Raw genomic sequence first — 25,842 nt, 5'->3', positions numbered from 1 at the left:
CTTATTTCTTCAGCGCGAACACCCAGATCACGCCGCCCTGCGGCACATTGGATTCGATGCCGATATTGTTGGTCGCGAGCGCATCCTGGATGCGTTGCGCGTCCACGCCCCACCCCGACTGGATCGAGATGTATTGCGTGCCGTCGATCTCATAGGACACCGGCATGCCCATGATGCCGGAGTTGGTCTTCTGCTCCCACAAGAGTTCGCCGGTCTTGGCGTGGAAGGCGCGGAAGTTGCGGTCGTTGGTGCCGCCGACGAAGACGAGATCGCCTGCCGTCGCCGTTACCGAACCGAACAACTGCGATTTCGGGAAATTGTGCTGCCACACCTTCTTGCCGGTGGCGGGATCCCAAGCCTGGAGTTCGCCGAAATGATCGGCGCCGGGCTTCGTCGTTAGGCCGATGTCCTCCGGCTTGGTGCCGAGCCAGAGTTCGCCCGCCTTGAGCGGAACCTTCTCTCCGGTGAAGCCGCCGCAGAAATTCTCGTTGGCGGGCACGTAGACGAGGCCGGTCCTCTGGCTGTAGGCCGCCGACGGCCAGTCCTTGCCACCCCACAGCGACGGACAGAACTCGACCCGCTTGCCGATGACCGGCTTGTGCGCAGGATCGACGATCGGCTTGCCGCTCTCGGCGTCGATGCCCTTCCAGACATCGGTCGCGACGAAGGGCCAGCCTGCGACGTAGTTGATCTTGGTCGGGGTGCGCTCGAGCACCCAGAAGATCGCGTCGCGGCCCGGATGGATCAGGCTCTTGATGGTGCGACCGTCGCGTTGCAGGTCGACCAGGATCGGTGCTTCGACCTCGTCCCAGTCCCAGGAATCGTTCTGGTGGTACTGGTGGTAGGTCTTGATCTTCCCATTGCTGGGATCGAGCGCGAGCACCGAGGAGGTGTAGAGATTGTCGCCGGGATGCGTCTCGCCAGGCCATGGCGCGGCGTTACCGACGCCCCAATAGATCGTCTTGGTGTCCTTGTCGTAATTGCCGGTCATCCAGGCGGAGCCACCGCCGGTCTTCCAGTCGTCGCCCTGCCAGGTATCGTGACCGGGCTCGCCCTCGCCGGGGATGGTGAAGGTGCGCCACAACTCCTTGCCGTCCTTGGCATCGTATGCGGCGACGTAACCGCGCACGCCGAGTTCACCGCCGGAGCCTCCGACGATGACCTTGCCCTCGACGACAAGCGGCATCAGGGTCATGTACTGGCCCTTCTTGTAGTCCTGCACCTTGGTGTCCCACACCACCTTGCCGGTCTTGGCGTCGAGCGCGACGACATGGTCGTCGGTGGTGGCGAGATAAAGCTTGTCCTCCCAGAGACCGACGCCGCGGTTGGTCGGATGCAGCTGAAAGAGGTCGTCGGGAAGCTGCCGCTTGTAGCGCCAATATTCGTCGCCGGTCTTCGCGTTCAGCGCGATCACCTGCCCCATCGGGGTCGTTACGAACATCACGCCATTGTTGACGATCGGCGGCGCCTCGTGGCCTTCGACCACGCCGGTGGCAAAGGTCCAGACCGGTGTGAGATTCTTGACGTTCGAGGTGTTGATCTGGTCGAGCGGGCTGTAGCCCTGTCCGTCATAGGTGCGCCGATAGAGCATCCAGTTGCCGGGTTCCGGATTTTCCAGCCGCTGCTGGGTGACCGGCGCGTAGTTCTCGATCGGGCCGGCGACGGCGACGGTCGAGACAAGGCACGTGAAGGCGACGAAGCCGGACAGTAACCATTGCTTCCTGGTCATGAACGTTCCCCTTTTTCATCCGTTTGAATTCTTGTTTTGCATTCTTGTCGTTCGTCCCGTCGTCCGCCCATCGGCGGATGCGGCCTCTCGTGACGCGGGCACAACCCGCACCGTCCGTCATCCTGGCTGCACGCCACCTACCTTTCCGATGAAGTTGCCGGCGACGCTGAGCGAACCGTCAGCGAGCGCGAGCGGCAGCGCGGCAAGCCGCCGCGGCGCCGGTCCGAACACGACCTGCGCGCCCTCGCGGGGATCGTATTCGGAGTTGTGACACATGCACTTGAACACGTCCTTGTCGCCGACATCGCTCTTGACCCAGGCAGTGACGGGACAGCCTGCATGCGAGCAGATCGCCGAATAGGCCAGGATGCCATCGACGGCCCGCGCGCGGGTCTTCTCGTCGAGCTCGGCGGGATCGAGCCGGATGATCAGGATTTCGTTGAGGCGCGATGCGCTGCGCACCACCGATGTGTTGGGATCCTTCGGCCACGCATGGACCGGCGGTCCACCGGCCGGGAGATCGGCCGCAGTGATGAGCTTTCCCTCCTGGTCGCCTTCGGAGAAGACGAGCAGATCACCCTTCTGCGGACGTTCATCGGAGCCTGGCGGATCCTCGCCCGCGCGCGTCTGCGTGGAACAACCAAGGCAGGCGGTCGTGGCGAGCGCGCCAAGCAGCAGCGTTCGCCGCGTCTGTTCTGTACCCGCGTCGACTTCAGACTCCGCGGTGCTCTCGGACGATGAGGGAGTGGTGTTGAATGATGCGCGCGACATGCACGTTAGCAGGCGCTGGAACTCTGCCGAAAAAAAGGCGGAGAGTTGGCGCCGCAGCGCATCAATGTGTCTTTGCTCGCTTTGGTTGAACGCAAATGAATGCGTTCCAGCGCATATTTGCAATTGCAACGTCGCGTCGCGCGATCGGCATGATGATTTTGCAGATCAGACCGATGATGCGGGAATTGGTGCAACGCGTTATTAGCCGCGCAGCGCAACCTCAGAGCGACACAACTGCACGTTTTACAGGCAGATTTGCTGTCGTCAGGACCGGAGCACGTGACGCGGCGCAGCGATACGGCCGGCGATGGTCGCCGACGCCATCTCAAAACTGTCGGCGATGCGTCGCGCCTTGTCGATGAAGAGCGCGGCCGCCGGCGGCGGACAGACCTCGCGCGCGGTCTGCTCGAACAGATCGAGCCAGCGGTCGAAATGATCGCCGACCAGGCTGAGCGGCACATGCGCCCGCATCGGCGAACCATGGTAGCGGCCGCTCATCAGCACGACCGACGACCAGAAATCCTTGAGTTTGGCGAGATGCTCGTCCCAATTCTGCACGATCGCAAAGACCGGCCCCAGCAGCGCATCCTCGCGCACGCGTCCGTAGAAGCGGGTGACGAGCTCCCCGATCATCTCCTCGGTGATCCCGGTGCGCTCGATCGCATCCTGGGTCAGCAGGTTCCGCCGCGCGGCCGCCGCCTCGCGCTCGGCCTTCAGTCGATCCGACATGTCCTTCGTTATCCGTTCATTTGTTCCCGCGGGCCGCCCGTTCGACATTGTCGGGCCAATTGCGCGCGGCGTCTTTGTCGCAGCGCAAATTGCGGGGATCGGGCGGCGGATGCTGGGCACCCGCCGCCGGCGCCATCAGGCACCGTAAGTGTAGAAGCCCTGGCCGGTCTTGCGGCCGAGATGGCCGGCATCGACCATTTCCTTGAGCAAGGGGGCCGGACGATATTTGGGGTCATTGAAGCCCTTATAGAAGACCTCCATCACCGAGAGCATGGTGTCGAGCCCGACGAGATCGGCGAGCGCCAGCGGCCCGATCGGATGGTTGCAGCCGAGCTTCATGCCGGCATCGATCTCCTCGGCGGTCGCGATCCCTTCCTGGAGCGCAAAGATCGCCTCGTTGATCATCGGGCACAGGATGCGATTGACGGCGAAGCCGGGGCTGTTCTTGGCCGTGATCGCCACCTTGCCGACCCGCTTGGCGAAATCCAGCGCCTTGGCGTGGGTGTCGTCGGAGGTCTGCAGGCCGCGGATGAGTTCCAGCAGCGCCATCACCGGCGCCGGGTTGAAGAAGTGCATGCCGATGAAGCGATCGGGACGATCGGTTGCGGCGGCAAGCTTCGTGATCGAGATCGAGGAGGTGTTGGTCGCGAGCAGCGTGCGCGGCGACAGCGTGGCGCAGAGGTCCTTCAGGATCTTGACCTTGAGCTCCTCGTTCTCGGTCGCGGCCTCGATAACGAGGTCGCAATCGGCGAGCTTCGCGCGATCGGTGGTGCCGGTGATGCGCTTGAGAGCCGCCTCGCGATCGGCAGCCGACATCTTCTCCTTCTTGACCAGGCGCTCGAGGCTACCGCCGACGGTCGACAGCCCGCGGTTCACCGCCGCATCGGAGATGTCGACCATCACGACCGAGAGCCCGGCCGCGGCACAAATCTGCGCGATGCCGTTCCCCATGGTCCCTGCCCCGATGATGCCAACCGTGTTGATCATTGCCTCGTATCCTTCATCCTTGCGGGCGTGCCAGACGGCCCGGCCCCATTGTTCCTGCATCAGGGTCTAGCACCGCCACCGGGCGGGTGCGACCTGATCCTGCCTCTCCTTAAAGCATCCCGGGCGGGAATAAAGCCGCTCTTCCGCCGCGGAGAGGTGCGATTTGATGCCCCGGCGAGCTGATTTGTTCGCATTTTGCCCGGCCGCTGCAGGGGGCGAGGGGCGCGCCAGCGAGCAGCTGGCCAAGACGTCTTTGTGACACAGGCCACATCTGCCTCGCGCCCGGCCTGCTAGGCTCGGCCCTATGATGAAGCACCTAACTCTCCCCGTACTCTTCACCGCTCTGCTCGTCGCCACGCAAAGCCTGGCGGCCGAGACCAAGGGAGCCGGCTCAACCTTCGTTTCGCCCGTGATGGCGAAATGGATCGACGCATACAAGACGAAGACCGGCAACACCGTCAGCTATCAGGCGGTCGGCTCGAGCATCGGCGTCGGCCTGATCAAGAAAGAGGCCGTCGACTTCGGCGCAAGCGACATGCCGTTTGATCCCAAGGAACTGGAGAGGCTCGGCATGATGCAATTCCCGATCGTGATCGGGGGCGTCGTACCGGTCGTCAATATCGATGGAGTCAAACCCGGCCAGATCCGCTTCACCGGCCAGATGCTCGCCGACATCTATCTCGGCAAGCTGAAATCATGGAACGATCCGGCCATTCGCGCGATCAACCCCGACATCAGGCTGCCGAACACTGCGATCACGGTGGTTCATCGCATCGACGGATCCGGCACGACGTTCAACTGGTCGAACTACCTCTCGAAGGTCAGCACGCAGTGGAAGACGAGCGTGGGCGAAGGCACCTCGGTCGAGTGGCCACTTGGTCTCGGCGGCAAGGGCAATGACGGCGTCGCCTCGCTCGTCAGCCTCGTGCCCGGTTCGATCGGCTATCTCGAATACACTTACGCGCTGCAACGGCTAGATAGAATCTCATTTGGCGTCGTGCAGAACAGCGCCGGAAATTTCGTCGTCCCCGACGCCGCATCGTTCCAGGCAGCGGCCTCGAGTGCGGACTGGAAGGCGGAGAAGGATTTCCACCTCGTGCTCACCAACGCGCCCGGCGAAGACGCCTACCCGATCACGGCCACGACGTTCGTACTGATGCCGAAGGCGCCGAAATCCGAGGAACGATCGGCAGCGGCCATCGACTTCATCCGCTGGTCGTTGGAGAACGGAAAGGCCCAGGCCGAGACGCTCAATTACGTGCCGCTTCCGCCTGCCCTGGTCAACCAGATCGAACGCTATTGGCAGCAGAGCATCGAGACAAACCCCACGGTCTCGGCCTCGGCTAACGTCAAGCGCTGAAGCTTGGAAACGAGCGGCCGTCATGCCCGGGCCTGTCCCGGGCATCCACGTTCCCAGTGCCAGCCACGCGACCGCGATCCTTCTGGAAATCTCGCCGTGAATCGTGATTTAGTCCCGCGGAAGGCCTGTTGCCGGCTCGCAGCGGCGAGAACGCGCGAAGGTCCAGGCCCGGGGGCTTTCGAATGGACGTGATCATCTACCACAATCCCGATTGCGGCACGTCGCGCAGCGCGCTTGCCACAATCAGGAGTGCCGGCATCGAGCCGCACGCGGTCGAATATTTGAAGACGCCACCTTCGCGTACCTTGTTGCAGCAGCTCGCGCGCATGGGGATTTCGGTGCGCGAGGCGGTCCGCGAAAAGGCGGCGCCCGATACGGAGCTCGGGCTCGACAACCCGGCACTGGCGGATGACCAGCGGCTCGAAGCGATGATGGTACATCCGATCCTGATCAACAGGCCGATCGTGGTGACCCCGAACGGCGTCAGGCTTTGCCGCCCTTCGGATCTGGTGCTTGATCTCCTGCCGGCGCAACAGCGTCCGGCCGGATGAACGATTTCGCGCGATCCATCGGCGCCGCGCTCACGCTGATCGGCGAGGCCGACGCCGAGCTGCTCGGCATCGTCGCGCTGTCGGTTCGTGTCAGCCTCACCGCCGGCATCGTCGCGCTGCTGATCGGCGCGCCCTTCGGGGCCCTGCTCGCGATCACCCGATTCCGCGGGCGACAGGTCGTCATCGTATTGACCAATGCGTTGCTCGGCCTTCCGCCGGTCGTGGTCGGGCTTGCGCTCTATCTTCTGCTGTCGCGGTCCGGCCCGCTCGGAGCAGCCGGACTGTTGTTCACGCCGACCGCCATGGTGATCGCGCAGACCCTGCTCGCGACCCCGATCGTGGTCGCGCTGGTGCACCGGCCGGCAAGCCTGCTCTGGGCCGAGTATGGCGACCTCGCGCGGATCGACGGACTATCGATACTGCGCAGCATCGGCTTGCTGTTCGCGCTCGGCCGAACGTCGCTGCTGACGGCCTTTCTCGCGGCTTTCGGACGCGCGATCGCCGAGGTCGGCGCCATCATCATCGTCGGTGGCAACATCCGCGGCTTCACGCGCACGATGACGACGGCGATCGCACTGGAGACCAGCAAGGGCGACCTGCCGCTGGCACTCGGGCTCGGGCTGATCCTGCTCGCGCTCAGCGTGGCGGTGTCGACCGTCGCCTTCCTGCTAGTGGGACGCGTTGGGGAAAAATAGCTGCTCGCCGCCGACCTTGTAGCCGGCGATCGCATCCTGCCCCTTCGGCGAGACCAGCCAGTCGATGAAGGCCTGTCCGTCCTTCGCCTTCACGTTCGCATGCGTCGCCGGATTCACCAGCATGACGCCATACTGGTTGAACAGCCGCTTGTCGCCCTCGGTCAGGACGGCAAGCTCGCCCCGGTTCTTGAACGACAGCCAGGTGCCACGGTCCGACAGGAGATAGGCGTTCGACGACGAGGCCATGTTCAGCGCCGGACCCATGCCCTGGCCGATCTCGCGATACCAGCTGTCCTTGCCGCCGCCGATATCGACGCCCGCCTCCTTCCACAATCTCAGCTCGGCCGCATGCGTGCCGGACTTGTCGCCGCGCGAAATGAAGGTTGCCTTTGCCGCCGCGATCTTGCGCAGCGCATCCGTGACGTCCTTGCCGCCGGCGATCTTTGCGGGATCGCTCTTCGGACCAACGATGATGAAGTCATTGTACATGACATCGAAGCGCTTCACGCCCTGCCCCTCGGACATGAACTTGTCCTCGGCCGGCCTGTCATGCACGAACACCACGTCGGCGTCGCCGCGCCGCCCGATATCGAGCGCCTGGCCGGTGCCGACGGCAACGACCTTCACCTCGATGCCCTCCGCCTTCGAGAACAACGGCAGCAGGTAACCAAACAGGCCCGACTGTTCCGTCGACGTCGTCGAGGCCACGGTGATGGTGCGATCCTGCGCGAATGCGCATGTCGACCAGAACAGAACCGCTGCGATGGCGGCAAGCTTTCTCATTGCGTTGTCCTCACTCCCCAGACGTTTGAACTTAGGCGGGAAGGATGGCGCAGGGAAGTCCGACGTTCGGCGCAGGATCAACGGCCGGGGCAGTACCGCATGACGTTGCGGTAGCCCTGCGGGTCCGGCTCCTTCATCCACTGCTCTTGCCAGGCAACCCAAAGCTTGTCGCCGGAGCTTCAGGACGACCGCAGCTTTTCGATGATGGCCGTCACCTCGTTCAGCTGGGCTTTGACCGTGGCCAGCAGATCGAGCAGATCGCGCGCCGACTGGGCTGATCCGCCAGCGGCGGCCTGATCGATCACGCTCAAGCCGTCGGTGAGACGCGAGATGATTTGCACGAGCTCATCGCGGCGCGCCTCGAGGTCCGCAAGCGTTGCGTCAAAGCGCTCGTCGAGCCGGGCGCCTTGCAACGAGCGGATCGGAACGATCCTGTCGTCGGGAGGATCGGACATGCGCGTGCTTTGCGTTGCTGTCCCGCCCATCCTAGGCGCGACCGCTCGCAACCCGGCGGTGGTGCATTGTCGCATCCGACACGGCAGTCGCGTTGCCCTTTCCCGCGCGGTGGACGCACGGATGTTCTGCAATTGGTCCCACCTACATTGACATCGATGTGACGGCCGGGGCAGTTTTTTGCATTGCTGGCGAATCAGCGATTGCTTCACGCCGAGTACCTCTTGGACAACTCCCTGTGCTTTCGAGACTGATATCGTTGCTGCGCCGCATTCCCGCGGTGAAATGGGCGTTCACCCGGCTTAGGCCCTTGCCTCACGGCGGCAGCATCGATGTCGCGCCGATCGCGGCAAGCGATTCGCCCGCAATCGTCGCCAACATCGCAGAAGCCGTTCCGGCTCCCGACGGCATCAGCACCAACCCGCAGCCCAGTGACACCGAGATCACCGTTGCGGCTCCGGTCGCCGAAGATGGCGCCGCTATCTCTGTCATCCCGGAGAGCCCGTCCGCAGCGTCAACTGATATCAGCGTCGCCGATGATTCATCCTTGGAAGCGCCGACAGAGGTCGAGTCGATCGTCGTCGAAGAGGTTTCGGTCTCATCAGTCGAGGTGGAGAGCGAGGCCGTTGTGCTCGTCAGCAGCGATCCGCCCGCGGAGCTTGAGACCAGCGTCGCACCCGTTGTCGTAGAAGAGACACCGGTCCCGGTTGTCGAGATCGAGAGTGAGCCGGTCGGTGCACCCGAGCTCGTCATCAGCGACCCACCTGTGGAACTTCCGGAGATCGTTGAACCCGTCATCGTTGAAGAGGCGCGGCTGTCGCCTGTCGAGGCCGAGAGCCGGCAGGCCAACGTTTCCGAGCCCGTCATCGGCAGCGATCCATCTCCCGACCTCTCGGCCGAGGTGGAGCTCGTCGTCGCAGAGGAGACGCCGGTCTCGTCTATCGACATCGAGACCGCTCCGGTTGATGCCCCCGTTCTCGCCGTCAACGACGATACCTCCTCCGACGTCGCTGATGTGGAGCCGACTGTCGTGGAGGACACGTGTGTCGCGCTTGCGGACAGCGACGTCTCGGCGGGGGAGGTCTCCGGGAACAGCATCGACAGCGTTGCCATCTCTGTCGTCGCAATGGAGATCGAGCCGGTCCCGGCCAACGATCCCGCCCCGATCGCAACGGAGGGTCCCTCCGCCGACACAGCGAGCGCCGTCACGCATGTCGCGCCGGAGCCGGTCCTCGAGTCTCCCGCTCCGGTGATCCCCAGCGCTCCGAAGACGCGCGCAAAGGTCGTGGAACCCGTCGACCGCGCCACGTTGATCCGGCAGCGCTGGACGGAGACCGGGATCAGGATGTGGAATCCGCGGCTTCACGGCGCCGGCGACGCCACGCTGAACATCCAGGGCCGCGTCGAGCTGCTGCCGCCCGCGCCCGGCGAGACCATGCCACGCTACGACAAGCTCGAATTCAGGATGCTGGACGGGCAGATCGTCTGCGAGGGCGTCGTCGTCGAGGCGCCCGCGTCGGCGGGTCAGCGCAGCTTTACCCGGCTCGCCGAGCCGCGTAACCCCGACCGGCCCCGCGAACCGGTACGGGAGCGCCGGGCCGCTCTCGCCTGACCCTTGTCCTCTGCGACCATGCCCGCCATATGCTAGGCTGACGGCTTGGACATGGGAGGCCGCATGCCCGCAAGATCATTGCGCCTGATCGTGATCGCCGCCCTCTGCATCTCGCAAGGGGCCTTTGCGGCGTCCGGTAAACGCCCGCACCATGCGCCCGCCACCGATCGGGCCGCGCCCTACAAGGCCGACCGGCTCTCGACCTCGCGCGGCGAGACGATCCTCAACACGCCCGGCCAGACCACCGTGCTGACACGTCAGATCCTTGACGACATGAACGCGACGACCCTCCGGGACGCCATGCGCTCGACCGCCGGCGTGACGATAGGGATTGGCCGCTAGATTTCGCGCGACTTCGCGTTCAGGGGATCGGATAGCCCTTCCAGACCCACTCCAGCGCCGACGGCAGCGTTTGCGCGATCGTCGGCCGGTCGACATGTTTGGCGTTGCGCACGAACAGGAACTGGTAGTGGTAGCCCTTCTCCGCCAGCACCTTCGCCATCAGCGCGTTCGACAGGGTCCAGTCGTGCATGCCGTCGGGAATGGTGGGGTTCGGATAGAACAGGTCCTGGTCGCCGCCGAAGAACCAGAAGCGGATCGGCTTCGCCGGCGCGGCGACGATCAGCGGCACGCCGGGCGGCTCGGCCGGCGTGAGCACGCCGGCCTTTGATATGAGGTTGGGACCGGCCGGCCCCGTCCATGCGCTGTGATATTCCCAGGCGCCGCCACGCAGCGACGGATCGTGCGGCCATTGCTGGTTGACCATCGTCGGCGAGAACGCCAGCACGCGGCGATAGAGATCGGGATAGAACCACGCCATGGTGAAGGCCGCCACACCGCTCGAGCTCAGGCCCATGGTCGCGCGCCCGTCGGGGTTTTTGGTCAACTTGACGTCGGCGTTCTTCTCGACCAGCGGCAGCACCTCGCGCTCGACGAATTGCGCATAGTCGCCTGACACCGCATCGTATTCGCGGCCGCGCTGGCTGCCCTGCGCGTCCTGGCCGCCGTTGCCGATCTGGATCGCGATCATCGGTGGCACGCGGCGCTGCGCGATCAGATTATCGAGCGTCGTGGCGAGGTCCTTGTAGGCGTTGGAGCCGCCGTCGCCGACCACGATGAACGGCGCCTCGGTGCCGCGCACATATTGCGCCGGCACGTAGACGTCGATCGTGCGCGACCAGATTCCAGGATGGCTGGTGGTGACGATCATGTGCGACTTGTCATCCGGCGCGGTGACGGTCGTCATGATCGAGGAATTGGTGCAGCCGGCGACGTCGTCGCGGATCAGGCCGGGATTGTAGATCGTGCTGTCCTTCGACGTCAGCGTGAAGGATTTTGTCGTGCCGCGTGGCACGCCTTCCTTCGCAATCGTCTCCGGCGCGGGATTGTGGGTGGGCCCGATGATGAAATTGCCCTCGGCGCCGGACGGCGGCAGCGTTCCGTCGGGTAGCTCGGTCGCGCGCGGATAGTTGGGGTTCGAGGGATCGCGCGTCGGCGGCGCCGTCTTGAAGTCGAGGCCCGTCGTGTCGATGAAGAACCGTGCCGCCTTATCGGTGGTGTTGGCCCCGGGCGGCACGGCCATGTTCTGGGTGACGCAGGCCGGCTGCGACAGTGCAATTGAAGTGAAGCAGACGAGGGAAATCAGCGTCCCTGCGAGGACGGAGAATGAATTGGTCATTTCAGCTCCCGGTGCCGACAAGTCTTTCCGGCTCGCCTTGACGCAAAGTATGGCGGGCCGCCTGCGCGCGGTCAAACAGCAAGCGGCCGCATTCCAGCGATAGCCGCCATGCTCAAACCGAACGGCGACCGTTATTCCGTGCATGCCCATGAATATTTCCGGATACGAGGCCGTTGCTGCCGCAGCTCGCGCGACGTTGCTTGCGCACCGCGCCGTGCCAAGCAAAAGGCGCGCACGGTCAAAATGAACAAGAACACTTCGGGAGGCAACCTATGAAGAAGCTCGCGGCCACGCTATGTGCGCTGGCGTTCCTCGCAACCGGCGCACAGGCGCAGACCATCAAGGATTTCCTGACAGCGGTCATGCAGAAATGGACGGCGCCATTCGATCCGTTCCAGCTGATCGGCAACATCTATTATGTCGGAACCGACGGCATTGCCGTTTATGTCATCAAGACATCGCAGGGCCTGATCCTGATGGACACGGCGATGCCCCAGTCGACCGGCATGATCGAGGAGCACATCGCGAAGCTCGGCCTCAAGGTCGCGGACATCAAGATCATCCTCAACACGCATGCGCATCTCGACCACACCGGCGGCTTCGCCGAGATCGAGAAGGAGACCGGCGCGCAGCTCGTTGCCGGTGAGCGCGACAAACCGCTGCTCGAAGGCGGCTACTATCCAGGCGACGAGAAGAACGAGGACCTCGCCTTTCCGGCGGTGAAGGTCGACCGCGCGGTGAAGGAAGGCGACAAGGTCACGCTCGGCGACACCACGCTGACGGCGCATGCAACGCCCGGCCACTCGCCGGGCTGTACGAGCTGGGAGATGACCGTCAAGGACGGTGGCCAGGACCGCGAGGTGCTGTTCTTCTGCAGCGGCACGGTGGCGCTGAACCGGCTGGTCGGCCAGCCGACCTATGCCGGCATCGTTGATGATTACCGCGCGACCTTCGCCAAGGCCAAGGCGATGAAGATCGACGTGCTGCTCGGACCGCATCCGGAAGTCTATGGCATGCAGGCCAAGCGTGCGGAGATGAAGGACGGCGCACCGAACCCGTTCGTCAAGCCGGACGAGCTCGCAACCTACGCAACCAGCCTGTCGGAGGATTTCGACAAGCAACTCACCAAGCAGACGGCGGCGTTGGAGAAGAAATAACGGCCATTTGTCCTCTCTTCACCTCTCCTTCCGCGGGGAGAGGTGAAGCACGTGCGTCGGCTGACCGCGCGGCCATGCGCCGTCGCCGATGTGAAAGCCAAGGTCTCGCATGGTTAGCGGATCGTAGCTGCGGGTGGCTGCGGGCAAGGTGTGCCTGAGACACGCGCCTCGGCCGCCGGATATCCTTAACACGGTCTCACCAATGCACGCGGCTGGAAAATCCCGTGGCCGCGCGCAACCTGCGCTGGCTTTTCGTGCAGCCCCACCTAACGCGACCTTTACCCCCGTCGTGCAAGATCGCCGCCGTTTTGAAGGGATCCGGGGCGCGTATTGCAATGCCTGTCGTCAATTTGAAGTCTCAGCTCGCCGCTGCGATGCGGCTGTTTCGCGTGCCGGCCGACAACCCGGACCTGACGCGCGCGCAGTTCGACGCCTTCTCGAAGCAGATCCCGCTGCTCTATTTCATCCTGATGAGCAACACGATCGCGGTTGCCTATACCTATGTCAACGTGGCGCCGGACTGGCTGACGATGATCGTGCCGAGCGTGCTCACCGTGCTCGCCGCGCTTCGGACCTTCTGGTGGCTACGCCAGCGGCACCTCGTGCGCAGCGATGCCGATATCCTGCGCAATCTGCGCGCCACCAACTGGATGACATTGCCGATCGGCGCCGGCTTCACCGCATGGTCCTTTGCGCTGTACCCTTACGGCGATGCCTTCGCCAAGAGCCAGGTCGCCTTCTACATGGCGGTGACCGTGATCGGCTGCATCTTTTCGCTGATGCATCTGCGTTCCGCGGCGCTGATCGTGACGCTCGTCGTCGACGTTCCCTATGTGCTGTTCTTCTGGGCCACCGGCGAACCGACGCTGAAGGCGATCGCGGTCAACAACCTTCTCGTCTCCGGCGCGATGGTGACGGTGCTGTTCATCTACTATCGCGACTTCGCCGATCTCGTCTCGAGCCGCAAATCGCTGCTGGCGTAGCAGGCGGCGACGCAAGCGCTCTCGGACGAGAACTTCCGCCTCGCCAATCTCGATTCCCTCACCGAGCTGCCGAACCGCCGCCGCTTCTTCGCCGAGCTGTCGAGCGCCTTTACCGACGCCGAGCGCAGGCGCGTTCGCGTCGCGGTGGGGATCATCGATCTCGACGGCTTCAAGCCGATCAACGACAATTACGGCCACTCGGTCGGCGATCGCGTCCTGATCGAAGCCGGGCGCCGCATCCGCGAAGTTTGCGAAGGCTTCGGCCCGCAGCGAGTGGAATTTGCCCGGCTCGGCGGCGACGAGTTCGGCCTCGTGGTGTGCGGCGATCCTGAAGATGACGATTTGATGCGGCTCGGCCAGCGCATCGGCGAACAGGTCAAGCTGCCCTACCAGCTCGACACCGCCCATACCGGGCTGTCCTGCTCGATCGGCTTCGCGCTGTTCCCAAGCTCGGCGACCAGCGCCGAAGCTCTCTATGAATGCGCCGACTACTCGCTCTATCACGCCAAGCGCCATCTGCGCGGCCGCACCGTGATCTTCTCGAGCGAGCTCGAGGCCGAGATCCGCAGCCGCGGCGTCATCGAGAACTTGCTCCGCACCGCCGATTTCAGCACCGAGATGGACCTGGTGTTCCAGCCGATCGTGGACGCGATGAGCGAGCACACCGCCGGCTTCGAAGTCCTGGCGCGCTGGCGCAGCTCCCGCCTCGGCCTAGTCTCGCCGGCCGACTTCATTCCGGCCGCAGAGCGCATCGGCCTGATCCGGCCGCTGACGCAGGCGCTGCTGGTCCGCGCGCTCGCGACGGCAAGGACCTGGCCCGACCACATCCGCCTGTCGTTCAACCTCTCCGCTCACGATGTCTGCGCAGCCGAGGGCATTCTGCCGCTGATCTCGATCATCGAGAGAAGCGGGTTGCCGCCGCACCGGATCGACTTCGAGATCACCGAGACCGCCGTCACCTTCGACTTCGTGCGCGCGCAGCAGTCGATCGCGACGCTGAAGGCAATGGGCTGCGGCATTTCACTGGACGATTTCGGCACCGGCTATTCCTCGCTGAGCCACGTGCATCGGCTGCCGCTCGACAAGATCAAGATCGACCGCAGCTTCGTCGCCGACATCAACGAAAATCCGGTGAGTCACAAGATCATCAAGTCTCTCGCCGGCCTGTGCGACGACATGGAGATCGCCTGCGTCGCCGAGGGCGTCGAAACCCGCGCCCAGCTCGACAGCCTGCGCCGCCTGGGATGCGACTTCATCCAGGGCTACTACTTCGCAAAGCCGATGTCGGGCGATGCGATCGGCGACTATCTCGCAAAGGAACGCCAGCGTCTCGGCGACGCCGGCGCCAAGATCGTGGCCTGAAGTCCAGATCTCTACGCACGCGTAGCGCTGATAAATTAAATTGCTGCCTGTCAATCGTCCGCTTCACATGCGTCGAAACGCCCCCGACATGCCGGGATGCCGTGTCGGTGCTTGTCAGCGACGCCAAAACGCGCGATACTCAATTTCAAGGGGAAAGATATTTAATATACAACTTTTTGATCTTGGTGGCCTTCAACTGGGCGCGGCGGCAAACACGGTTGTGAGTTGGCAATCGGGAGGCAGGCATGTCGTCCAATGCGTCATTTTCGGCAGGGCGCCACGCCCCGCCGCATTCCCACCTCACCGCTTCGCATGCATCACCGCCGCCCGCCGAGCCGGACGGCGGCAGCCTCATACCCATCAGCCTCTTCATCCTCAGCGATGTGCGCCTGCTCTGCGAAGGCCTCAGTTCCTGCCTGGCCCGGCAGGAATGCTTACGCATCGCCGGACACGGCGATCTTGCGACCCTGCCTGAGCAAGTCGTCGACAGCGGCGCGCAGGTGCTGCTGGTCGACATAGCGACGCCGCAGGGCTTGCAGCAATCGGCAGCCTGCCGCGCGCTGACGCCGGCGTTGAAGGTCGTCGCCATTGCGGTCGCCGAGGCCGAGCAGGACATCCTGGCCTGCGCAGAGGCCGGCGTGTCCGGCTTCGTGCTGCGCGAGGGTTCGATCAGCGACGTCGTCGCCGCCGTCCGTAACGCGATGCGCGACGAGCTCGTGTGCTCACCCAAAGTCGCCGCCGCCCTGTTCGGCCGGCTCGCGCTGCTCTCCGCGCGGACCGTCACGCGAGCGCCGGCCGCCGGCGTCGACACGCTGACACCACGCGAGCACGAGATCATTCGCTTCGTCGGCGAAGGGCTGTCGAACAAAGAGATCGCACGAGCCTTGCGGATCCGCAATTCGACGGTGAAGAACCACATGCACAACGTGCTCAGCAAATTGCAGATTCGCCGGCGCGGCGAGATCAGCAAGCATCTGCACGCGAACGGCGCGCCCGCGCCTGCATCGTCGCGGATCCAGACCCGCTAGACCTTTCGGCCTAGATCCTCCGAGCCGGCACGGGCCGGCATCGCGCGCGAAGCCGCCATGTCGCGGTGAAGCGCGCGCCCGTTTGCGTCATCGCGGTCTCACCACCGCGGGCATGGTCCGGACCATCAGCTCCATCCTCGCTAGACCTTTTGGCTCAGTCGCGCCGTCGCGCCTTGTGCAAGGCTCACCGCAAAGGTGGCCATTGCGACAGAGACGCATCCTCATTGCGGGATTTCCGAGGCTGATGACCGATCTTCTCGAGCATGTCGTCGCGAAAGATCCGGCGTTGTCCATAGTCGGGACGAGTGACGACGCCAATCTGGCGGCGGAGGCACGCCGCACCCGGGCCGACGTTCTCGTGGTGGCGCAGAAGGCACCGGACGAGCGCGACAGCCTCGCAAGCCTTCTGCACAGTCGGCCGCGGATGAAGGTCGTCACCATCGTCGCAAGCGGCGAAAGCGGCGCGCTCTACGAGCTGCGGCCGCACCGCACGGCCATCACCGAGATCACGACGCAATCCCTGTCGGAAGCCATTCGGGATCCGCCCGGCCCGAGGCGCAGGCCGCGCCAGCGGCGCGCGCGCCGGCTGGGCAAGACCATCGCCGCGGTCTGACCAAGGAAGACGGACCGCCAAATCACAGGAGCCGACATGCCCTCAGCCCTTCTGCAACCCGGCGTCTATATCGAGGAAATCTCCAGCGGCGTGCGCTCGATCTCGGGCGTGGCGACGTCGATCGCGCTGTTCATCGGCTGGGCGCCGCGCGGCCCCGTTGACCGTGCCGTGCGCATCTCGAGCTTTGCCGACTATGAGCGCGCCTATGGCGGGCTCGACCGCCGCGCCAATCTCGGCTACGCCGTGCGCCAATTCTTCGACAACGGCGGCAGCGACGCCTACGTCGTGCGGATCGCGCTGTTCAATTCGGGAACGCCCGCCAACGACGCGAAGACCGCGACCTGCGCGATCAACGATCTCGGTATCGAGGCGAGTTCGCCGGGTCTGTGGGCCAACTCCTACAGCGTCCGACTGACGCTACGCGCGGACGACAGCACCCGCTTCCGGCTCGACGTCATCGGCCCGTCGCCGAGCACTGACATCGTGGAGACGTTCCAGGACCTGTCGATGAACAAGGCGGATCCGCGCTACGCGCCGAGCGTCGTCAACGGCCGCTCCGCCTTCATGGACAAGCTGACCACGGCGTCAACGACGGTCCCGACCCCGGCCACGAAACCACTTGCGGGCGGAGCCGATGGCACGGTCCTCTCCGCCAATGACGGTCCGTTCGTCAGCGCGATCGATCCGCTGTTCGCGACCGGCGGGATCGTCGATCGTATCGACATCTTCAACCTGGTCTGCGTGCCCGGCCTCACCAACGTCAATTCAACAACCCAGGGCGCACTCGCCAAGCTACAGCAACGCTGCCACGTCCGCCGTGCGTTCCTGATCATCGACAGCCTCCAGAACGAGACCGTCGCCAACATGAGCGGCGCCAACGGCGAGGCCGGCCTGACCGGCTCGGACGGCAATTTCTCCGCGCTGTACTACCCGTGGGTGATGCAGGCCGATCCACTGCAATCCGGCGTCGTGCGCGACTTTCCACCTTGCGGCTTCGTCGCCGGCGTCTACGCCCGAACCGACGCCACGCGCGGGGTCTGGAAGGCGCCGGCCGGCACCGATGCCAGCGTCAACGGCGGCGTCGGCTTCGCGTTGAGCTTGAGCGACGCCGAGAACGGCCAACTCAATCCGATCGGCGTCAACTGCCTGCGCACGCTGCCGGTCTACGGCAACGTGGTCTGGGGCGCGCGCACGCTGCACGGCCAGAACGACCGCGGCTCGGAATGGAAATACGTTCCGGTACGGCGCATGGCGCTGTTCCTGGAGGAGAGCCTCTACCGCGGCACGCAATGGGTGGTGTTCGAGCCCAATGACGAACCGCTCTGGGCGCAGATCAGGCTCAACATCGGCGCCTTCTTGCAGGGCCTGTTCCGGCAGGGCGCGTTCCAGGGCCGCTCGCCGCGCGAGGCCTATTTCGTCAAATGCGACCGCGAGAGCACGACGCAGGCCGACATCAATCTCGGCATCGTCAACATCATCGTCGGCTTCGCGCCGCTGAAGCCCGCCGAGTTCGTCGTCATCAAGATCCAGCAGATCGCCGGCGACATTCCAACCTGAGGCAAAGACACCTGAGGCAAGCAAATGGCACAGTTCTCGGTCAATCCGCAGCGCTTCGATCCCTACAAGAACTTCAAGTTCCGCGTGAAATGGGACGGCCGCTACGTCGCCGGCATCAGCAAGGTGTCGGCGCTGAAACGCACCACCGAGGTGGTCGAGCACCGCGAGGGCGGTGATCCCTCGACGGGACGCAAGTCGCCCGGCCGCAGCAAGTTCGAGGCGATCACGCTCGATCGCGGTGTCACCCACGACACCGAGTTCGAGAAATGGGCCAACAAGGTCTGGCATTTCGGCGCAGGACTTGGCGCCGAGGTCTCGCTGAAGGATTTCCGCAAGGACATCATCCTCGAGGTCTATAACGAAGCCGGGCAGCTCGCGCTCGCCTACAAGATCTACCGCTGCTGGGTCTCCGAATACCAGTCGCTACCCGATCTCGACGCCAACGCCAATGCGGTGGCGATCCAGCACATCAAGCTGGAGAACGAGGGATGGGAGCGCGATCAAGCCGTCGCCGAGCCGTCCGAGCCCACTTTCACCGATCCGGCCTGAGACCGCTCATGCTCTCCGCCACCGCACAACGCGAGCAGGACATCCTGGCGATGTGGGACCGGGCCGCCGGCCGCGCGCAGCGCCAGCGCGACGATGCCTTGTTCGCGGCGGCGGGCGCAGCGCCGACGGACTCGATCGGCACAGGCAATGCCGCTCTGCTGGCCTTGCGCACGCGATTGTTCGGCGCGCCGTGGCGGCTGCGCGCCGCCTGCCCCACCTGTCACACCGACTGCGAGTTCACGGCGGACAGCGCAGTGCTCGCGGACGGACTTGCACCACCGGCTGACGCCGTGCCGCCGCGTATCACGAACGGGGGCCGCGAGCTGGCGCTGCGGCTGCCGACGCTTTCCGATCTTGCAAGCCTCGCCGCGACCTGCGATTCCGCCGCCGCGGCAAAACTGTTGCTCGCGCGCTGCCTCGGTGACGCGCCGCCGGCCGCGCAGGACATCCTGCATAGGGTCGAAGCCGAGCTCGAACGTTGCGATCCCGGAGCGGTGCTCAGTTTTGCGCTCGACTGCCCCGATTGCGGCCACGCCTGGCAGGCCGTGATCGACATCGCGCCGGCGCTCTGGGCCGAGGTGCAGGCGGCGGCCGAGCGTACCCTGCTCGAAGTCGACGCGCTCGCGCGCGAATATGGCTGGAGCGAAGCCGAGGTGCTGGCATTGCCGCACACCCGCCGCGCCGCCTACCTGCAACTTGCGGGCGCGTCATGACGGGCCTCCTGCAAAATCTTGCACGCATCGGCCGCTGCGAACCGATTCCCGGCGCGGCACGCGTTGCCCTGCCGCCGCGTTTTGCCGCCCCGCCCCGGAATGACGATGCTCCGATGCACGAGACGACACGGGATGAAAGGCAGACACCGGCATCCTCGCCGGCGGCATTGCCGAACATCACCGGCGCAGACGATCCTGCCACTGGCGTGCAGGCGCCGCAGCGCAGACAAATGGAGCCGGACAACGAAGGCGCACCGTTGCGTCTCGAGGCCAAGGTCGCAGCTGCCGCGCCGCCGCTTCAATCGACCGACGCGCCGTCGAGATCGCCTGTCGATGCCCCTCTGCCTGCCGACCCGCGCGATCCGCCGCGCGGCACACAGCCGCGTGACACGGTCTTGCGCGACACGCCCCGCCCCCGAAACGAAGCTGCAACACCGCCGGCGCTTCCGCTCGGCCAGACCGTGCTCGCCGGCCAGGCGCAGCGCCGGCGCGAGACACCGCCGGTGATCAAGGTGACGATCGACCGCATCGACATCCGCTCGCCGGAGCCCCCACGCACGGCACGCGCCGTTAAGCCCGCATCAAAGCCGTCGGTGTCGCTATCCGACTATCTGCGCCGCCCTGGACCCGGAGGCCGCGCATGAGTTCGCCGCTCGCGATCGGCGCGGTCAGCGCAGTGCTGCGCAACCTGCTCGACAACGGGCTGATCGAGGCCGGGCCCGCGGTCGGCGGCACCGTCAATGTCAGTGCGGTTGCGCCCGACACGATCGACCTCGCCAGCCCTGAAGAGCAGCCGCGGCTCAATCTGTTCCTGCATCAGGTGACGCCGAACCCGGGCTGGCGCAACCGCTCCCTGCCGTCGCGGTCCTCGACCAGCGGCGAGCGACTGACCAACGCACCGCTCGCACTCGACCTGCACTATCTGCTGACGGCCTACGCGCGGGTCGACTGCCAGGCCGAAATCCTGCTCGGCTATGGGATGCATCTGTTGCACGAGCGCCCGGTGCTCGATCGCGCCGCGGTGCAGCGCGCGCTCAATCCCAATCCGCTCGACGTCGCGATGCTGCCGCCAGCGTTCCAGGCGCTCGCTGCCGCCGACCTTGCCGATCAGGCCGAGTTGATCAAGATCACGCCGGCTGTGATGGGGCCGGAGGAGATGTCACGACTATGGGCGGCCATCCAGTCGCATTACCGGCCGACGGCCGCCTATGTGGTGTCGGTGGTGCTGATCGAAGCCACGAAGCCCGCAGTCTCGCCGCTGCCGGCGCTGTCGCGCGGGATCATCGATCCCGCGACCAAGCGCGACCGCGGCGTCGTCGTCAATCCCGACACGTTGCCTCCGCTGCCGACGCTGTTTGCGGCGACGCCGCAGAACAAGCAGGCCGGCGCACGGCTTGGCGAGCCCGTGGCGCTCTCCGGCATTCGCCTCAGCGGCAGCAATTTTCATGTGCGGCTGGCGCACCCGCTATTTCCGGCGCCTTTTGAACTGGTGCCGGGCGCACCCAACGACGACGGCACCGAGCTCACCGTGACGCTGCCGAACGATGCTGCCGCGCAGGCAGCGCTCGCGCCGGGGCAATGGAGCCTCACGCTGCGCCTGCTGCCGGCCGGCGAAGCCAATGAGCGCGAGACCAACGCGGTGGCCCTGGTCATCGCCCCAGCACTGGTCATTGTAGCCGATGCCGGACTTTCGCTGTCCGCAGCGACCGTGCTGCGCAAGACTGCGCCGCTGCGCGTCACGGCCACCCTATTCTCGCGGCCGCAGGTGCAGCCGCGGCAGCGCGCGAGCCTCGTCCTCGGCACGGCGGAAGCCACCGCCAAACCGCGCAGCGCGGCCACCGATCCGCTGGTGTTCGACTTCCCCGCGACGCTTCCCGCCGGGGCCTATCCGGCGCGGTTGCGCATCGACGGCGTCGACAGCCTCCTGCTCGATCTCAGCGGCGATGCGCCCGCTTTCGATGCCTCGCAAACCCTGAGCGTGCCGCCATGAACATGCACGACAGACCGCAAGCGCAGCCCGTGCTCGATTGGGCCAGCCGCAACCAGCATTGGCTGGCGGCGCAGTTCGCTGCGCTGCGCGGGCGCCTCGCACGGCAGTTGCGCGATACATCGGCCAACGCCGAGCCGCCTCCGCCGGAATGCGCCGATGATTTCGAGCCCGCGCTCGAGGCGCTGACCAAGCTGTTCGGCCTGTCGGCGTTCGAGCGCGACGTCGTGCTGCTCGCGGCCGGCGTCGAGCTCGACAGTGCGCTGCGTCGCCTCGTCGGCGTGGCGATGGCGCAAGCGCCCGAAGCCATCGCGAGCACGCAGCCGACGTTCAATTTCGCCATGCAGATGCTGAGCGAACCACATTGGGATGCGCTCTCGCCGCTCCGGCCGTTGCGGCGCTGGCGCCTGATCGCATGCGAGGGCCGCGAGGCGCCGCCGCGCCGCCCGATCCAGATCGACGAGCGCGTGCTGCACTACCTGACCGGCCTCCCCGCGATGGATGCCCGCCTGATCGGGCTCGTTCGCTGCGAGCCGGTCGGATCCATCGAGCCCGATACACCACAGGCGAACACGATCGCGCACGCGCTCGGCACGGGCGCGGCCGCCCTGGCCACCCTGGGTCACGCTCGCGGCGAGATCGAGCCGCAGCGCGACCTCGCGCGCGCCGCGCTCGCCTGCCTCGGTGCGAACGGCCTGTGGTTGCACGCCCGCGACCTGCCGCACGATCCGCGCGAGCTCGCCGAGATCGCCCGTCTGCTCGACCGCGAGGCCGCGCTCTCGGATGCCATCATCGCGCTCGAGCTCGACCGCCCGATCGAGGCGGCGGATGCCGAGGCGCATGCGATGACGCTGCTCGCCCATCTGATGGGACCCGCGATCGTGCTCAACGCGCCGGAGCCGGCCCGCTTGTCGCGACTGCGGCAGCGCCGCATGCTGCGGCTCCAGGTCGCCGATGCCCCGGCCGCCGCGCGGCAGGTCGCAGCCTTGCGCGGGCTTACGCGCGAGCAGGCCGCCGCGCTCGCAGCCGCGCTGCGCCCGGCGCTGCGGCAGTTCGACGTCCCCGCCGCCGACCTGCGCCTCGTGGTCACCGAAGCCCTCGCCGAGACCCAGGCCGATCCCGCTCTGCTCGGGCCGGCGGTATGGCGGCTCTGCCGCGCCGCGGTGCGCGGCGGGCTTGACACGCTGGCGCAGCGGATCGACAGCCGCGTTGGCTTCGACGACCTGGTCGCGCCCCCGGTGGTAACCGCGCAGCTCCGCGCCATCGCGAATGAATTGCAGCACCGGCCGCGCGTCCATGGCGACTGGGGCTTTGCCGCGCATAACGGCCGCGGGCTCGGAACCGCCGCGCTGTTCGCCGGCGAATCCGGCACCGGCAAGACCTACGCGGCCGAAGCGATCGCGAGCGCGGCCGCACTTGATCTCTACCGCATCGATCTTGCCAGCGTGGTCAGCAAATATATCGGCGAGACCGAGAAGAATCTGAGCCGGCTGTTCGAGGCCGCGGAGACCAGCGGCGCCATCCTGCTGTTCGACGAGGCCGATGCGCTGTTCGGCAAGCGCAGCGAGGTGCGCGATAGCCATGACCGCTTCGCTAATATCGAGATCGCCTACCTCTTGCAGCGGATCGAGACCTATCGCGGGCTCGTGATCCTCACCACCAACATGAAGAGCGCGCTCGACCGCGCCTTCCTGCGCCGCATCCGCTACGTGGTCCAGTTCCCCTACCCTGACGCTGCCGCGCGCGAAACATTGTGGCGCATGCAGTTCCCCTCCGATGCACCGCTCGGCGAGGTGGATTTCGCAGGCCTCGCCAGACTGCAACTGACCGGCGGCAACATCCGCGCCATCGCGCTTAACGCCGCCTTCCTGGCCGCCGCCGGCGGCGGACGGATCGAGCAGGACGCGATCAATGCCGCGGTGCGTGCCGAGTTCTCCAAGCTCGAGCGGCCTTGGCCGGGAGTCGGGCCATGAAACACGCCGCTATCGATATCCGGATTGGACGTCTCGTCGTCGATGCGTCGCGACACTCCGAAGCTGCGGGACTTGCCGACGCAATCGGACAGGCCTTGCAACAGCGGCTCACGGGGTCCGCCAACGAGGCGAGCGCCGTCCATGCCGAGGCGCCGCGCGCCGTCGCCGATCGGATCGCGGCACGATTGACCACGACATCCGGCGCCGGCGCTCCGCGAGGCAAGCTATGACCGTGCATGCCGCACCAAAGGCAGTGCCGAAGCAATCCTCGCCGGCCCATGCGCCTTCGCTCGAGCTTCGTCCGGCCCGCGACCGCTTCGAGAGCGAAGCCGAGCACGCGGCCGAGAACGCCCTGCGGCCATCGCAGCCGGCTGGCCCGGCCCCGGTGCTGTCGCCGCTTCCACGCTCTGCTGGCACGACGGGACAGGCCGCGCCGGGCGCGGTATCCGCGGTGGTCGGATCGGCAGGCTCGCCACTCGGCGCTCCGACACGCGAGACGATGGAACGCCAATTCCGGTCCGACTTCAGCTATGTGCGGATCCACACCGACGCGCAGGCCGCAGCCTCGGCCCGTGCGATCCGCGCAACCGCCTACACCGCGGGCGCCCACATCGTGTTCGGCGACGGCGCATACAATCCGCAAAGCCCACGTGGCCGGCACATTCTGGCGCACGAGCTCGCCCATGTCGTGCAGCAGCGCGGCGCGACCGTGTCGCCGGCGGCGGTGCAGCGGCTCGCCTGGTACGAATCGATCGCCGTGTTCTTCGGCGCCGAGGGCAATTTCGGCGACAAGGAGCTGCTCGCCTATCTCGAAAAGATCACCAAGTCCGCCGCGATCGAAGGCAGCTTCGACAGCGACAACAAGGCGCGTGCGATCGTCCGTCGGTGGAAAGCCGGCCAGGCCGAGTTCAAGCTCGATCCAGTCCAAAAGGCGCTGTTGATCCTGGAGATGCAGGACGGCCCCACACTTGATGACGACGAGAACGCGATCCTCGACCTGCTCGAGCTGAGCGATATCGCCGCACTGAGGATCATGTTCGGTTCAGGCAAACTCAGCGTCACCGAGCTCGAATCCGACATCGACGGCGCCGAGTACAAGAGGTTGAAGCGCTTCTTCGCAACCCGCTTTCGCGGCGGACGCGACGCGCTCGCCAAGGGCGACGTCGAGCCGCTGGGCGAACCGGGCAAGGGCGCGCCGACCTTCGCCTACGATGCCATGGCCATCAAGATCCGGATTGCGACGGCAGCGGGCCACGACGAGGTCGCCACCATCGCCGCGGAGGTGTTCGCGCTCGCGCCGGCCGAGCGGGCGAAGGCCACGGAGGAACTCGGCCGCGAGCGCGCCGACATCGCCCGCCGGTTCGACCTCCTCAGCGACCAGGCCGAGGACGAAAGCGATCCGGCGAAGAAAGCAACGCTCAAACAGCAGGCTGACGCGACGGAAAGGATCCTCGACAAATACGACGTCATGCTTCAGGGCGTGTTCCGCGACGTCACGCTGATCACCAGCGCCGGCGATCTGTCGACGACGGTCGAACCCGATGCCGCGAAGAAGGCAGACATCGCGGTGGCGCTGAGGCCCGACCCCAGCAGCCCGCTGCCATTCGACAACTCCCCGGCGGGCAAGAAGAAGTACGACGACGCCTTGCGCCTGCTGATGCCCGGCATGATCCAGGACTACTGGGATGAAATGGTCAAGGACAAGGGGACCGCGGAGCACGGCGATCCGAACAAGGTGCACCAGCTTGCGGAGTTCGAGCGGATCGGCAAGGCCAGCAAGGACGAAACCGACAAGGTGTTCGGCGAGTACTACGACCAGTCGAAGCATCCCGAGCTGAAAGCCGATACGCTCGGCGCGCGCGGCAACATCCACGACCTGTTCGCCGAGACCGAGGCCGAGCTCGCGGGCATGGACAGCACCGAGAAGCGCGACAAGGCGAAGGCGCTGATGCGGTATTTCTTTCAGGCCAACGACCGCGTGCGCGCCATCAATCGCAAGCTCAATGCCTCACCGCATTTCGATGCCAGCAACAATCCCGTGGGCGACGAGGCGATCATCCTCGACCAGATCGCCGACGACTTCACCAGCACGGCCGCGCAGGTCGACAAGCTGAACGAAATCGACCGCGGCTGGGATGCCTCCGCCAATCTCGGCGACATCAACATCCAGATCTTCAAGAAGGCCGACTCGGACAAAGATCGCGATTTCCTGTGGGACATGTTCCAGACGCTGATCCACGAATATATCCACACGCTGCGGACCACGGAATACGACAATTTCGCCAATACTTTCGGCGACGGCTCCAACGAAAACAATACGCTGATCGAAGGCGTCGATTCGCTCTTCGACGAGATCGCCTGGGAGAATGTCGCACCGCGGGTCAACGATCCCAAGCTGCGCGAGGCGGTTGAGGGCCCCGCATATGCAAAGCTCAAACCGATCACCGTGCAGCCGGCATCACGCCGACGCTATTCCTCGTATGCGGAGGCGGTGAAGCTCGTCAACGTCGTCGGCATCCGCAACCTCTACGCCGCCTATTTCCAGGGCGACGTCAAGAAGATCGGAGGCTGA

23 protein-coding genes and 1 pseudogene are annotated in these 25,842 nt (G+C 65.5%); 17 read left to right on the top strand and 7 right to left on the bottom strand.

The window, feature by feature from the left end:
• Window position 1 precedes the first annotated feature (1 nt).
• From AC0L3X_RS15590 to AC0L3X_RS15575, 4 genes are all read right to left on the bottom strand, one after another.
• Window positions 2-1,729: a methanol/ethanol family PQQ-dependent dehydrogenase gene (locus tag AC0L3X_RS15590; RefSeq protein ID WP_231142740.1), complete on the bottom strand. Its 1,728-nt coding sequence runs from the start codon at window positions 1,727-1,729 to the stop codon at window positions 2-4.
• A gap of 117 nt (window positions 1,730-1,846) precedes the next feature.
• A complete protein-coding gene (locus tag AC0L3X_RS15585; protein ID WP_063981974.1) occupies window positions 1,847-2,500 on the bottom strand; it encodes a QcrA and Rieske domain-containing protein in 654 nt (217 codons plus the stop codon).
• A 264-nt stretch (window positions 2,501-2,764) separates the two neighbouring features.
• The gene (locus AC0L3X_RS15580) at window positions 2,765-3,229 is read right to left on the bottom strand and encodes a group III truncated hemoglobin (RefSeq protein ID WP_063981973.1); all 465 of its coding nucleotides are present in this window, start codon (window positions 3,227-3,229) and stop codon (window positions 2,765-2,767) included.
• 135 nt (window positions 3,230-3,364) lie between these two features.
• Window positions 3,365-4,276, bottom strand: a complete 912-nt coding sequence (locus AC0L3X_RS15575) for a 3-hydroxybutyryl-CoA dehydrogenase (protein ID WP_354102673.1) — start codon at window positions 4,274-4,276, stop codon at window positions 3,365-3,367.
• Window positions 4,277-4,520: 244 nt separating this feature from the next.
• On the opposite strand from AC0L3X_RS15575, the gene pstS reads away from it, so the two are divergent.
• From pstS to AC0L3X_RS15560, 3 genes are all read left to right on the top strand, one after another.
• Complete coding sequence (gene pstS / locus AC0L3X_RS15570; RefSeq protein WP_187387986.1) at window positions 4,521-5,576, top strand: phosphate ABC transporter substrate-binding protein PstS; 1,056 nt, start codon at window positions 4,521-4,523, stop codon at window positions 5,574-5,576.
• 182 nt (window positions 5,577-5,758) lie between these two features.
• Window positions 5,759-6,127 (top strand): arsenate reductase (glutaredoxin), encoded by a 369-nt coding sequence (gene arsC, locus AC0L3X_RS15565; RefSeq protein WP_063981972.1) that lies wholly within the window; start codon window positions 5,759-5,761, stop codon window positions 6,125-6,127.
• Window positions 6,124-6,822, top strand: coding sequence for an ABC transporter permease (locus AC0L3X_RS15560; protein WP_063981971.1), 699 nt, complete (start codon window positions 6,124-6,126; stop codon window positions 6,820-6,822). The genes arsC and AC0L3X_RS15560 overlap by 4 nt, the downstream gene beginning before the upstream one ends.
• Here AC0L3X_RS15560 and AC0L3X_RS15555 read toward each other — a convergent pair.
• A complete protein-coding gene (locus tag AC0L3X_RS15555) occupies window positions 6,796-7,605 on the bottom strand; it encodes an ABC transporter substrate-binding protein (RefSeq protein ID WP_063981970.1) in 810 nt (269 codons plus the stop codon). The genes AC0L3X_RS15560 and AC0L3X_RS15555 overlap by 27 nt on opposite strands.
• A gap of 179 nt (window positions 7,606-7,784) precedes the next feature.
• Entirely contained in the window at window positions 7,785-8,192 is a 408-nt protein-coding gene (locus tag AC0L3X_RS15550) for a hypothetical protein (RefSeq protein ID WP_187387985.1), read from the bottom strand.
• Window positions 8,193-8,317: 125 nt separating this feature from the next.
• Between AC0L3X_RS15550 and AC0L3X_RS15545 the strand changes: the two genes are divergently transcribed.
• Window positions 8,318-9,670, top strand: coding sequence for a hypothetical protein (locus AC0L3X_RS15545; RefSeq protein ID WP_063981968.1), 1,353 nt, complete (start codon window positions 8,318-8,320; stop codon window positions 9,668-9,670).
• 63 nt (window positions 9,671-9,733) lie between these two features.
• Window positions 9,734-10,012, top strand: a complete 279-nt coding sequence (locus tag AC0L3X_RS15540) for a Plug domain-containing protein (RefSeq protein ID WP_187387984.1) — start codon at window positions 9,734-9,736, stop codon at window positions 10,010-10,012.
• Window positions 10,013-10,031: 19 nt separating this feature from the next.
• On the opposite strand, the gene AC0L3X_RS15535 is transcribed toward AC0L3X_RS15540, so the two are convergent.
• Window positions 10,032-11,348, bottom strand: a complete 1,317-nt coding sequence (locus AC0L3X_RS15535) for an alpha/beta hydrolase (RefSeq protein ID WP_063981966.1) — start codon at window positions 11,346-11,348, stop codon at window positions 10,032-10,034.
• Between the two features lie 272 nt (window positions 11,349-11,620).
• Here AC0L3X_RS15535 and blaBJP point away from each other — a divergent pair, with 272 nt between their 5' ends.
• The 12 genes and pseudogenes from blaBJP to AC0L3X_RS15475 all read left to right on the top strand — a co-directional run bounded on the left by blaBJP (window position 11,621) and on the right by AC0L3X_RS15475 (window position 25,842).
• Window positions 11,621-12,505, top strand: a complete 885-nt coding sequence (gene blaBJP / locus AC0L3X_RS15530) for a BJP family subclass B3 metallo-beta-lactamase (RefSeq protein ID WP_473316498.1) — start codon at window positions 11,621-11,623, stop codon at window positions 12,503-12,505.
• Window positions 12,506-12,840: 335 nt separating this feature from the next.
• Window positions 12,841-14,850, top strand: a pseudogene (locus tag AC0L3X_RS15525) (putative bifunctional diguanylate cyclase/phosphodiesterase).
• 245 nt (window positions 14,851-15,095) lie between these two features.
• On the top strand, window positions 15,096-15,878 hold the full coding sequence (locus AC0L3X_RS15520) for a LuxR C-terminal-related transcriptional regulator (protein ID WP_063981963.1): 783 nt from the start codon (window positions 15,096-15,098) through the stop codon (window positions 15,876-15,878).
• Window positions 15,879-16,122: 244 nt separating this feature from the next.
• Window positions 16,123-16,491, top strand: a complete 369-nt coding sequence (locus AC0L3X_RS15515; RefSeq protein WP_063981962.1) for a hypothetical protein — start codon at window positions 16,123-16,125, stop codon at window positions 16,489-16,491.
• Window positions 16,492-16,527: 36 nt separating this feature from the next.
• Window positions 16,528-18,048 (top strand): phage tail sheath family protein, encoded by a 1,521-nt coding sequence (locus AC0L3X_RS15510; RefSeq protein ID WP_063981961.1) that lies wholly within the window; start codon window positions 16,528-16,530, stop codon window positions 18,046-18,048.
• Window positions 18,049-18,072: 24 nt separating this feature from the next.
• A complete protein-coding gene (locus AC0L3X_RS15505; RefSeq protein WP_063981960.1) occupies window positions 18,073-18,597 on the top strand; it encodes a phage tail protein in 525 nt (174 codons plus the stop codon).
• 8 nt (window positions 18,598-18,605) lie between these two features.
• Entirely contained in the window at window positions 18,606-19,310 is a 705-nt protein-coding gene (locus AC0L3X_RS15500; RefSeq protein ID WP_199877126.1) for a hypothetical protein, read from the top strand.
• 113 nt (window positions 19,311-19,423) lie between these two features.
• Window positions 19,424-19,954 (top strand): KAR9 family protein, encoded by a 531-nt coding sequence (locus AC0L3X_RS15495; protein WP_187387983.1) that lies wholly within the window; start codon window positions 19,424-19,426, stop codon window positions 19,952-19,954.
• Complete coding sequence (locus AC0L3X_RS15490) at window positions 19,951-21,300, top strand: Pvc16 family protein (protein WP_354132230.1); 1,350 nt, start codon at window positions 19,951-19,953, stop codon at window positions 21,298-21,300. The genes AC0L3X_RS15495 and AC0L3X_RS15490 overlap by 4 nt, the downstream gene beginning before the upstream one ends.
• Window positions 21,297-23,270 (top strand): ATP-binding protein, encoded by a 1,974-nt coding sequence (locus tag AC0L3X_RS15485; protein WP_231142752.1) that lies wholly within the window; start codon window positions 21,297-21,299, stop codon window positions 23,268-23,270. Before AC0L3X_RS15490 ends, AC0L3X_RS15485 begins: the two co-directional genes overlap by 4 nt.
• Window positions 23,267-23,500: a hypothetical protein gene (locus tag AC0L3X_RS15480; RefSeq protein ID WP_063981957.1), complete on the top strand. Its 234-nt coding sequence runs from the start codon at window positions 23,267-23,269 to the stop codon at window positions 23,498-23,500. Before AC0L3X_RS15485 ends, AC0L3X_RS15480 begins: the two co-directional genes overlap by 4 nt.
• Window positions 23,497-25,842 (top strand): eCIS core domain-containing protein, encoded by a 2,346-nt coding sequence (locus AC0L3X_RS15475; protein WP_063981956.1) that lies wholly within the window; start codon window positions 23,497-23,499, stop codon window positions 25,840-25,842. Before AC0L3X_RS15480 ends, AC0L3X_RS15475 begins: the two co-directional genes overlap by 4 nt.

This window comes from Bradyrhizobium sp. MI1.7 (assembly GCF_055811795.1).
The sequence above is the reverse complement of the archived record's forward strand: the minus strand, read 5'-3'. Positions and strand labels throughout refer to the sequence as shown.

Excerpts from the sequence above, each read along its gene's own strand:
- AC0L3X_RS15590 (WP_231142740.1), bottom strand. The coding sequence starts at position 1,729 with ATGACCAGGAAGCAATGGTTACTGTCCGGCTTCGTCGCCTTCACGTGC.
- AC0L3X_RS15585 (WP_063981974.1), bottom strand. The coding sequence starts at position 2,500 with ATGTCGCGCGCATCATTCAACACCACTCCCTCATCGTCCGAGAGCACC.
- AC0L3X_RS15580 (WP_063981973.1), bottom strand. The coding sequence starts at position 3,229 with ATGTCGGATCGACTGAAGGCCGAGCGCGAGGCGGCGGCCGCGCGGCGG.
- AC0L3X_RS15575 (WP_354102673.1), bottom strand. The coding sequence starts at position 4,276 with ATGCAGGAACAATGGGGCCGGGCCGTCTGGCACGCCCGCAAGGATGAA.
- pstS (WP_187387986.1), top strand. The coding sequence starts at position 4,521 with ATGATGAAGCACCTAACTCTCCCCGTACTCTTCACCGCTCTGCTCGTC.
- arsC (WP_063981972.1), top strand. The coding sequence starts at position 5,759 with ATGGACGTGATCATCTACCACAATCCCGATTGCGGCACGTCGCGCAGC.
- AC0L3X_RS15560 (WP_063981971.1), top strand. The coding sequence starts at position 6,124 with ATGAACGATTTCGCGCGATCCATCGGCGCCGCGCTCACGCTGATCGGC.
- AC0L3X_RS15555 (WP_063981970.1), bottom strand. The coding sequence starts at position 7,605 with ATGAGAAAGCTTGCCGCCATCGCAGCGGTTCTGTTCTGGTCGACATGC.
- AC0L3X_RS15540 (WP_187387984.1), top strand. The coding sequence starts at position 9,734 with ATGCCCGCAAGATCATTGCGCCTGATCGTGATCGCCGCCCTCTGCATC.
- AC0L3X_RS15535 (WP_063981966.1), bottom strand. The coding sequence starts at position 11,348 with ATGACCAATTCATTCTCCGTCCTCGCAGGGACGCTGATTTCCCTCGTC.
- blaBJP (WP_473316498.1), top strand. The coding sequence starts at position 11,621 with ATGAAGAAGCTCGCGGCCACGCTATGTGCGCTGGCGTTCCTCGCAACC.
- AC0L3X_RS15520 (WP_063981963.1), top strand. The coding sequence starts at position 15,096 with ATGTCGTCCAATGCGTCATTTTCGGCAGGGCGCCACGCCCCGCCGCAT.
- AC0L3X_RS15515 (WP_063981962.1), top strand. The coding sequence starts at position 16,123 with ATGACCGATCTTCTCGAGCATGTCGTCGCGAAAGATCCGGCGTTGTCC.
- AC0L3X_RS15510 (WP_063981961.1), top strand. The coding sequence starts at position 16,528 with ATGCCCTCAGCCCTTCTGCAACCCGGCGTCTATATCGAGGAAATCTCC.
- AC0L3X_RS15505 (WP_063981960.1), top strand. The coding sequence starts at position 18,073 with ATGGCACAGTTCTCGGTCAATCCGCAGCGCTTCGATCCCTACAAGAAC.
- AC0L3X_RS15500 (WP_199877126.1), top strand. The coding sequence starts at position 18,606 with ATGCTCTCCGCCACCGCACAACGCGAGCAGGACATCCTGGCGATGTGG.
- AC0L3X_RS15495 (WP_187387983.1), top strand. The coding sequence starts at position 19,424 with ATGCACGAGACGACACGGGATGAAAGGCAGACACCGGCATCCTCGCCG.
- AC0L3X_RS15490 (WP_354132230.1), top strand. The coding sequence starts at position 19,951 with ATGAGTTCGCCGCTCGCGATCGGCGCGGTCAGCGCAGTGCTGCGCAAC.
- AC0L3X_RS15485 (WP_231142752.1), top strand. The coding sequence starts at position 21,297 with ATGAACATGCACGACAGACCGCAAGCGCAGCCCGTGCTCGATTGGGCC.
- AC0L3X_RS15480 (WP_063981957.1), top strand. The coding sequence starts at position 23,267 with ATGAAACACGCCGCTATCGATATCCGGATTGGACGTCTCGTCGTCGAT.
- AC0L3X_RS15475 (WP_063981956.1), top strand. The coding sequence starts at position 23,497 with ATGACCGTGCATGCCGCACCAAAGGCAGTGCCGAAGCAATCCTCGCCG.